The sequence below is a fragment of the Streptococcus suis YS56 genome, from assembly GCF_000440115.1.
In the GTDB taxonomy this organism is placed as follows: Bacteria; Bacillota; Bacilli; order Lactobacillales; family Streptococcaceae; genus Streptococcus; species Streptococcus suis_L.
This window is the reverse complement of record NZ_ALMY01000004.1, coordinates 66,276-74,422: the sequence shown is the minus strand read 5'-3', so window position 1 is coordinate 74,422 and position 8,147 is coordinate 66,276. Positions and strand designations below refer to the sequence as shown.

The following is an 8,147-nucleotide window of genomic DNA, read 5'->3' as shown; positions in this document are numbered from 1 at the left end:
CCAGGTCGGAACAAGAACCTTAGCTATCCCTTTAGGCGCAACTATATCGCTAATTTTTACTTCAAAGCTACCTGAACCTTGATTGACATTCACTGCAGAAACTTTCCCACTGGCTTTAAGTTCTGGCAATACTATTGAGGTTGCACCGATGCCTGATAAGCTACTATCTTGCTCTAACAAATATACATGGGAAATATATTTGCCTAATTCATTCTTATGTTGGGTTTTGTTAATTCTTGCAAGGTAGCTACCATCTGATTGGCGTGATGCTTCATGCCAAACAATATCATCCTGACCTCCTGATTCTGTCCAGGTCGGAACAAGAACCTTAGCTATCCCTTTAGGCGCAACTATATCGCTAATTTTTACTTCAAAACTACCTGTACCTTGGTTGACATTCACCGCAGAAACTTTCCCACTGGCTTTAAGTTCTGGCAATACTGTTGAGGTTGCACCGATTGCAGATAAACTACCATCTGTAGCTAGATAATACACATGCGAATGATATTTTCCAACAGATTTCTTATGTTGGGCATTATCTACATTAATTAGGTAACTGCCATCTAATTGACGTTTGGCTGCATACCAAATAATATCATCTTGACCATTCACTTCCGACCAAGTTGGAATATATACTTCTTTAATTTCTTTGGGAGAAGAAACTTTTGATACACGTACATCAAAACTCCCATTTACTGCATTAACGTTTTCGATTGCAACTACATTAGATGCCTGCGTACTTGTCGTTGATTGGCTTGAACTAGAAACCGTAGATCTAGCAGCAACATTTGTACTAGGCGTTGTAACTGTATTGCCTGTGCCTGCAGAAGTTGAACTTGTCGAGCTTGCCACGGAAGCATTTTCTTTTGTCAAAGAAACGCCTGACGTTACAGAAATAGCATTTGAAGAAGTTGTTTCCTGATCAGGTTTTACTTCATTGGAAATAGTTGTACTATCGGCTATAGATTCGCCTTGGTTTGTTAATTCACTCATGCTGTTAGCAGAGCCAACAATCTCAGATGAAGGCGTTTGAAGACTTGAAACTGTCGTATTTTCAGCTACTAACGTTTTCGATTGTTTCGTCCCCTCATTTGCAACTGCTAGGGATGTTCGTTGACTTACTGCAATATTCGAGTTTGACAAACTAGACATTTCTGTTTCTTGCGATGCTTGGCTTGCAGCATCCACTATGGTATCTGCTTGAACGAGATGACTTTGAAGTGTCCAAGCACACAAGGAAAGAAATAATAATGATTTCTTTTTCACAAAATACTCCTTCTATTCCAATATGCTAAAAAATTGCGATATTAATTATCTCAAAATTAGTATACACTGATTAATTATAGCACACTTTTTATAGACTGAAAAGGTTTTTCCTATTTTTTTATTTCCCAATTAGTAACATTCATCTAAATGAAAAAGCCCTTAATTAATTTAAGAGCTTCCATTTTAATATTTCCGTGCACAAAATCGATATGTATGTTATTTTTTCTCTTGTTTGTAGAATGCTTCCAAAGCTTCTTGCCAAGTTGGGATGACAAAACCTGTCGCCTTTGCCTTATCCAAGCTCATGGTTGAGTTGAATGGACGTTTTGCCTTGGCTGGGAACTGGCTAGAATCCACTGGTAATACCTTTGTGTTGGTATCCTTGAGGATTTCCGTCGCGAAGTCAAACCAAGTTGTATCTTCTGCTGCATCATTTGACAAATGATAATAGCCAAATTCTTGACCAGTTTCAACCAAGTGAACCACAAATTCTGCAAGTGTGCGTGTCCAGGTTGGGCGACCGTGTTGGTCGTTAACAACTGTCAAGGTATCGCGGGTTTCCGCAAGATTTTGCATAGTAAAGACAAAGTTTTTACCGTAGTTACCAAAGACCCAGGCAGTGCGAACTGTGTAGAACTTGTCTGCGAATTTCTCGACTGCTTCTTCACCCAGACGCTTGGTACGACCATATTCAGATTGAGGATCTGGTTGGTCATCTACTTGCCACTCTTGGCCGACTGGTAAATCACCATTGAAGACATAGTCTGTTGAAATATAGACAAGAGTTGCACCATATTTGGCTGCTGCCTTGGCAACATTCTCAGAGCCTGTTACGTTAATCTTGTAGTTGAGTTCTTTGCCTTCATCTTCTGCCATATCTACAGCTGTATAGGCTGCACAGTGGTAAACAACGTTTGGTTTGACTTCTGCAAAGAAGGCATCCACCTTGTCTGCATCCGTGATGTCCATTTCTGCTACATCAGCGGCAACGTACTCAACACCACGCTCATCCAAGAGATAACGCAACTCTGTACCCAACTGACCATTTGCACCTGTAATTAAAATCATATTTGCTCCTTATTTCAAGCAAGGCTTGGGCAAGAGCCCTAGCCTCTAATAGTCTTATTTAATAACTTCTTGCGTTTTAGCGTAGTTAGCTTCAACAGCTTCTTTTTCAGCCTTCCACCAGTCTTGGTTGTCTGTGTACCACTGGATTGTTTCTTCCAAACCTTGAGAGAAGTCTGTGAATTGTGGTGTCCATCCAAGCTCGTCACGAAGTTTGCTTGCGTCAATAGCATAGCGCAAATCGTGTCCTGCACGGTCAGTCACGTGGTCATAAGCATCTTTTGGTTGACCCATTTTTTCAAGAATCAATTCAAGCACTTCTTTGTTGTTCTTCTCACCGTCAGCACCGATTAGGTACGTTTCACCCATACGGCCTTTTGTCAAGATTGCCCAAACACCAGTCGAGTGGTCGTTGGTATGAATCCAGTCACGGACGTTTTTACCTTCACCGTACAGTTTTGGCTTGATACCTGCCAAGATGTTGGTGATTTGGCGTGGGATAAATTTCTCGATGTGTTGATATGGACCGTAGTTGTTTGAACAGTTTGAAATAGTTGCTTTGACACCAAATGAACGGACCCATGCTTTAACAATCAAGTCTGAAGCAGCCTTGGTTGATGAGTAAGGTGATGATGGGTTGTAGTTGGTTTCTGCTGTAAATTTCTCACCTGGACCCTCGCCATGACCTGGCAAATCTTCACGCAAAGGAAGGTCGCCATATACTTCGTCAGTCGATACATGGTGGAAACGAATATCGTATTTACGAGCCGCTTCAAGAAGAGTATAAGTACCGATAAAGTTGGTATGGATGAATGGGCTTGGATCGTTGAGGGAGTTGTCGTTGTGGCTTTCTGCCGCATAGTGAACGATTGCATCTGCCTTAGCAGCCAATTTGTCAACCAATTCAGCATCTGCAATGTCGCCAACAACCAGCTCAACACGGTCACCAAGAATAGCTTCCAAGTTAGCCTTATTGCCTGCATAAGTAAGTTTATCCAAAACAGTTACGTGAACATCTGGATGATTGTTATAAACATAGTGTACAAAGTTTGAACCGATGAAACCAGCTCCACCAGTTACGATAATATTTTTAAATTGAGACATTTTTTTCTCCGAATTTTTCTTATTTTGATAGTTTCCTTAGGTAGTGGGGACGTAAGCAACCACCATGGTGTTACATTACTAAACCATGAGCCTAAGGTCTCATGGTTTCCCCCGCTCCTTAGCACAGCAAGGGAGCTGCTCACTACGACGGAAACTATCGCTATTGGCTCGCTATGCTCGCCCTCTTTGATTGCCAGACTACTGCAAGATTTCTTTTAAATAAGCAATCTTGGCAAAGTCTTTTTGATTGTTATTTTCTGCTCGGTAGGAATCTTTTGAAGAGGCTTGATAGATTTTCAAGTATTGTTCAAGTGTCGGTAGGTAATAGCGAACACCTGCTGTTTCGAGTTCTTCCAAATCTTCTAGCTCTACACCAGCAAATTCAGGCAGTGAATGTAGACCTCCGAATTCAACAGATAAGCCATCTTTATGAAATTCATGTTCGTGACGGTCAACCAGGACATAGCCGAGTTGATTCATCATAGAAATCAAAGTGTCCGCCTGATAAATCCGTTCGTCGTCTGGGGCTTCCCAGCCACGCGGATCACTTGGAACATGAATATCCAAATCTCCTGCCTGCCAGTCTCTCTCTGTTCGCCTTTCCAAACCAACTGAGCCCATTAACAAGGGAGTGATTCCTAGCTTGTTTAACTGCTCTGCTATTTCCAAAAAGGCTTGAAACATTAGAGGTCCTCTTTTCTCAAAGGCTTGACGTCCTTGAGGAGTGGGTGATTTTCATCTGCTTCTGAAACTTCCGCTTCTTCGAGGTTTTCCCACTTGATGTCGAGGCTAGGGTCAGCGTAGTTGACGAAGGCATACTTTGGCTTGAGTTCCAAAGCCCAATAGTCGTTAACCAAGTAGCTGTAAGCCACGAAATCTGACAAAACTTGGAAACCATTGGCTACGCCACGTGGGACGAAGATACCTTTTGAGGCATCGATAACGGTTTGGTAGGTATTGCCGAAGGTTTCGCCTTCACGAAGATCGACCCAAGTTCCCAAAACCTTACCGCCGTCTGCTACTGAAATGTACTTGTCCCAAGGCTCAGCGTGAAGACCACGAAGAACGTTTTTGCGAGAGAAGGAAACGTTATTCTGCAATTTTCCTTCTGCAAAGAAGCTTTCAGGGAAGCCGAGCGGAAGCATTTTTTCCTTTTGGAAATTCTCCTTAAACCAGCCACGGTTGTCGCCGTGAACAGGAATGTCAAATTCTAACATTCCTGGAATGGCTTCGACAGGGCGAGCTACTAGTGTTTTACCGAAAAAGTTTTCTGTCATTAGGCTTCTCCAATCAAACGGAGCAAGTATTGTCCGTATTCATTTTTCTTAAGTGGCTGTGCTAATTCGTGGACTTGTTCTTTTGTAATGTAGCCCATGCGGTAGGCAATTTCTTCCAAGTTAGCCACTTGAACGTTTTGCAAGCGTTGAACCGTTTCGATGTACTGCGCCGCTTCCAAGAGACTCTCATGCGTACCTGTATCCAACCAAGCAAATCCACGGCCCATGAGTTCCACAGACAAGTCTCCACGGTCTAAGTAAGCCTTGTTGACATCTGTGATTTCCAACTCACCGCGTGGAGAAGGTTTGATATTTTTAGCAATTTCTACTACATCATTGTCATAGAAATAAAGACCAGTAACTGCAAAGTTTGATTTTGGCACCTCTGGTTTTTCTTCGATGGAAATGGCATTCATGTCAGCGTCAAATTCTACCACACCAAAGCGTTCTGGATCTTTGACTTGGTAACCGAATACTGTCGCACCTTTTTCTTTGCTTGCTGCACGTTGCAACATCTTGGTCAAACCATTTCCATGGTAGATGTTGTCACCCAAAATCAAGGCTACATTGTCATCACCGATAAATTCTTCACCGATAATGAAGGCTTGCGCCAAACCATCTGGACTTGGTTGTTCTGCATATGAAAGTGAAATTCCAAGTTCAGAACCATCTCCTAACATATCCTTAAAACGTGGAAGATCTTGCGGAGTTGAAATAATCAAAATATCTTTGATTCCAGCCAACATCAATGTTGACAATGGATAATAGATCATTGGTTTATCGTAAATTGGCATCAACTGTTTTGAAGCTGCGCGCGTTAAAGGATACAAGCGTGTACCTGACCCACCAGCTAGAATAATACCTTTCATATAAGAGTACCTTCCCTCATTTAATATCAGTTCATTATACCATATTTTCAGAGATAATGTCATAAGAAAAAAGCCTGTGACGACAGACTTTAACAAATTATCCTAAGGCAACATCTAAAATCATCATGATGATAAAACCAGCCATTAAGCCCAGTGTTGCAATATCCGTATTGCCATTTGTCTGCGACTCTGGAATGAGCTCTTCTACAACGACAAAAATCATGGCTCCTGCCGCAAAGGAAAGGGCATAAGGTAAAGTAGGTGTCATAAAGGTGACCGCAAAAGCCCCTATGACTGCTGCAATCGGCTCGACAATTGCTGACATTGATCCCCAGTAAAAAGCTTTCCACCTAGATGCACCGTCTGTACGAATTGGAATAGCCAAGGCTGCACCTTCAGGAATATTTTGTATACCGATCCCAATAGCAAGACCGATTGCGCCGATAAGAGCTGCTGGACTATAGTTAGAAGCAAGTGCACCAAATGTAACACCGACCGCCAAGCCCTCAGGAATATTGTGAATTGTAATAGCTAAGAAGAGCAGGGCTGTTTTGGATAGATTTTTTCTCTCCTTCTCACCACCACCTTCTGCCTTATCTTTATCATTTCCCAAATGCAAATGCGGAACCCAGGCATCTACCAAGCGTAAAAAAATACCACCTGCTGCAAAACCTACTGCTGCTGGTATCCAAGCTAAATTGCCGTATGAACTTTCAGCATACTCAATCGATGGAGCTAATAATGACCAAAAAGAAGCCGCAATCATAACACCAGCTGCAAAGCCTAGCATGGTGTCTAGCAAACGACGACTAACTGTCTTAAAGAAAAATACAACGGCAGATCCCATAATCGTACAAAACCATGTGAATAAACCACCTAGCAAAGCCTGTAGAACTACAGACTGATTAGTAAACCAAGTCATAACTAACATCCTATCCTGTTTAATCTTGCATATCCTATAAATTAAGATACCCTAATTTATTATAAAATTCAAGCTTTTTCACTTAAATAAATAAGAAAATATCTAAAAACTAAAAGACCTAAAGCTACATTAAATGTCGTCTTGGTCTTTCCATAATTAGGTACTGATTAATTTATCACAAATGTCGAAACGGATTGGTCGAAACAGTTGAAGGAAGAATGTCCACATCCCAGCCCTCTTCTGCTTTCCATGTTTCCAACAATTCAGCAATTTTCTTGATAAACAAGGCTTCGATATGATGGCCTGGATCAATAGCCAGCAAGCCTTGTGTCAACATATCCTGACCCGTATGGTAGTAAATATCGCCTGTGATGTAAACATCTGCTCCCTTGGCAAGAGCCTCATGGTAATAGGAACCACCACTGCCTCCACAGATGGCTACACGGCTGACATACTGCTTGGCTTGATGCCCATAGGTCACTAGACGGACAGCATCTAGACCAAAGACAGACTTGACTTTCAAAGCCAAATCCTCCAAAGTCTGCTCTGCTATTGTCCCCACACGACCAAGCCCCTGCCCCTCGGCAGTTTCAATCAAGTAGGTAGTATCTTGAATTTCTAATAGTTCACAGAACCAGTCGTTGAGACCACCCTCAACCACATCAATATCTGTATGACTGACATAGACTGCAATATCATGCTTAATCAAATCAAGATACATTTTAGTTTGCGGATTGTCAGCCACCAAATCCTTTATTGGACGAAAAATCGGGGCGTGCTTGACGATAATCAAATCCACCTTTTTATCAATCGCCTCTGCCACTGTTGTCTCACGAATATCCAGAGCCACCATGACACGTTGAATCTCTTTATTAAGGGTACCAATTTGCAGCCCTTTGACATCGCCTTCCATAGCCAAAGAAGGGGGACAAAAGGCTTGATAGCGCTCAATAACCTGACTAGCTAACATGGAGTACCTCCTGAATTTGTTGGATTTTTTGGGAAATGGCAAAGCGGTCACCTTGGCGTTCAGATGGAACTTGTTCCAAAGCAAAACTTAATTTTTCAAGTTCTCTTCTCCACTTTTTGACGAAAACTGGTGAAGCCTCCTCTAGTAGATAGGGACCAAAACGATGTTCAACTTCTGATAATCTCATCTGTCCTGATTCTGCAACGAGGATTTCATATAACTTGCCATTTTCTTCCAGAATCTTTTCAGCAACCAATCTAAAACCATTTTTTTCCAACCATCGACGCACATCATCTTCACGATTATTTGGCTGGAGTATCAACCGTTCAATGGTCGCAAGCTTTTCTTTTCCTGCTTCTAAGATTTCCGCAATCAAGCGCCCTCCCATACCTGCTATGGTCACGGCAGTCATCTGGTCAGACATCTCAAACGCACCTAAGCCATTTGCTAAACGGACTAGAATTTTTTCTGTTTGTCCCGCCTGCTCTACATTCTGGAGCGCTGACTGATAGGGACCTTGAACGACTTCCCCCGCAATGGCAAAATCAATACGCCCCTGCTCTACCAAAAAAAGAGGGAGATAAGCATGGTCACTCCCTACATCAACTAGACGTGCCCCTTGTGGGACAAAACTTGCGACTGTTTCCAGCCTTTTAGATAATTTTGTTTCCATA

At 42.2% G+C, this 8,147-nt stretch carries 9 protein-coding genes; all 9 read right to left on the bottom strand.

Going from position 1 to position 8,147, the window contains the following annotated elements; all coding sequences use genetic code 11:
* Positions 1-1,266: GBS Bsp-like repeat-containing protein (locus SST62_RS0100900; protein ID WP_029185931.1), on the bottom strand; the 1,266-nt coding region annotated here is incomplete at its 3' end.
* Between the two features lie 216 nt (positions 1,267-1,482).
* Positions 1,483-2,334, bottom strand: a complete 852-nt coding sequence (gene rfbD / locus SST62_RS0100895; RefSeq protein ID WP_029185930.1) for a dTDP-4-dehydrorhamnose reductase — start codon at positions 2,332-2,334, stop codon at positions 1,483-1,485.
* A gap of 54 nt (positions 2,335-2,388) precedes the next feature.
* Positions 2,389-3,435, bottom strand: coding sequence for a dTDP-glucose 4,6-dehydratase (rfbB, locus tag SST62_RS0100890; protein ID WP_002937117.1), 1,047 nt, complete (start codon positions 3,433-3,435; stop codon positions 2,389-2,391).
* A gap of 198 nt (positions 3,436-3,633) precedes the next feature.
* On the bottom strand, positions 3,634-4,119 hold the full coding sequence (locus tag SST62_RS0100885; RefSeq protein ID WP_029185929.1) for a hypothetical protein: 486 nt from the start codon (positions 4,117-4,119) through the stop codon (positions 3,634-3,636).
* Positions 4,119-4,712 (bottom strand): dTDP-4-dehydrorhamnose 3,5-epimerase family protein, encoded by a 594-nt coding sequence (locus tag SST62_RS0100880; RefSeq protein WP_029185928.1) that lies wholly within the window; start codon positions 4,710-4,712, stop codon positions 4,119-4,121. The genes SST62_RS0100885 and SST62_RS0100880 overlap by 1 nt, the downstream gene beginning before the upstream one ends.
* A complete protein-coding gene (gene rfbA, locus SST62_RS0100875; RefSeq protein ID WP_024418471.1) occupies positions 4,712-5,581 on the bottom strand; it encodes a glucose-1-phosphate thymidylyltransferase RfbA in 870 nt (289 codons plus the stop codon). Before rfbA ends, SST62_RS0100880 begins: the two co-directional genes overlap by 1 nt.
* 97 nt (positions 5,582-5,678) lie before the next feature.
* Positions 5,679-6,503, bottom strand: a complete 825-nt coding sequence (locus SST62_RS0100870) for a ZIP family metal transporter (RefSeq protein WP_029185927.1) — start codon at positions 6,501-6,503, stop codon at positions 5,679-5,681.
* Between the two features lie 175 nt (positions 6,504-6,678).
* Complete coding sequence (locus SST62_RS0100865) at positions 6,679-7,473, bottom strand: Nif3-like dinuclear metal center hexameric protein (RefSeq protein ID WP_029185926.1); 795 nt, start codon at positions 7,471-7,473, stop codon at positions 6,679-6,681.
* Positions 7,463-8,146 (bottom strand): tRNA (adenine(22)-N(1))-methyltransferase, encoded by a 684-nt coding sequence (locus tag SST62_RS0100860; RefSeq protein ID WP_029185925.1) that lies wholly within the window; start codon positions 8,144-8,146, stop codon positions 7,463-7,465. The genes SST62_RS0100865 and SST62_RS0100860 overlap by 11 nt, the downstream gene beginning before the upstream one ends.
* Position 8,147 lies beyond the last annotated feature (1 nt).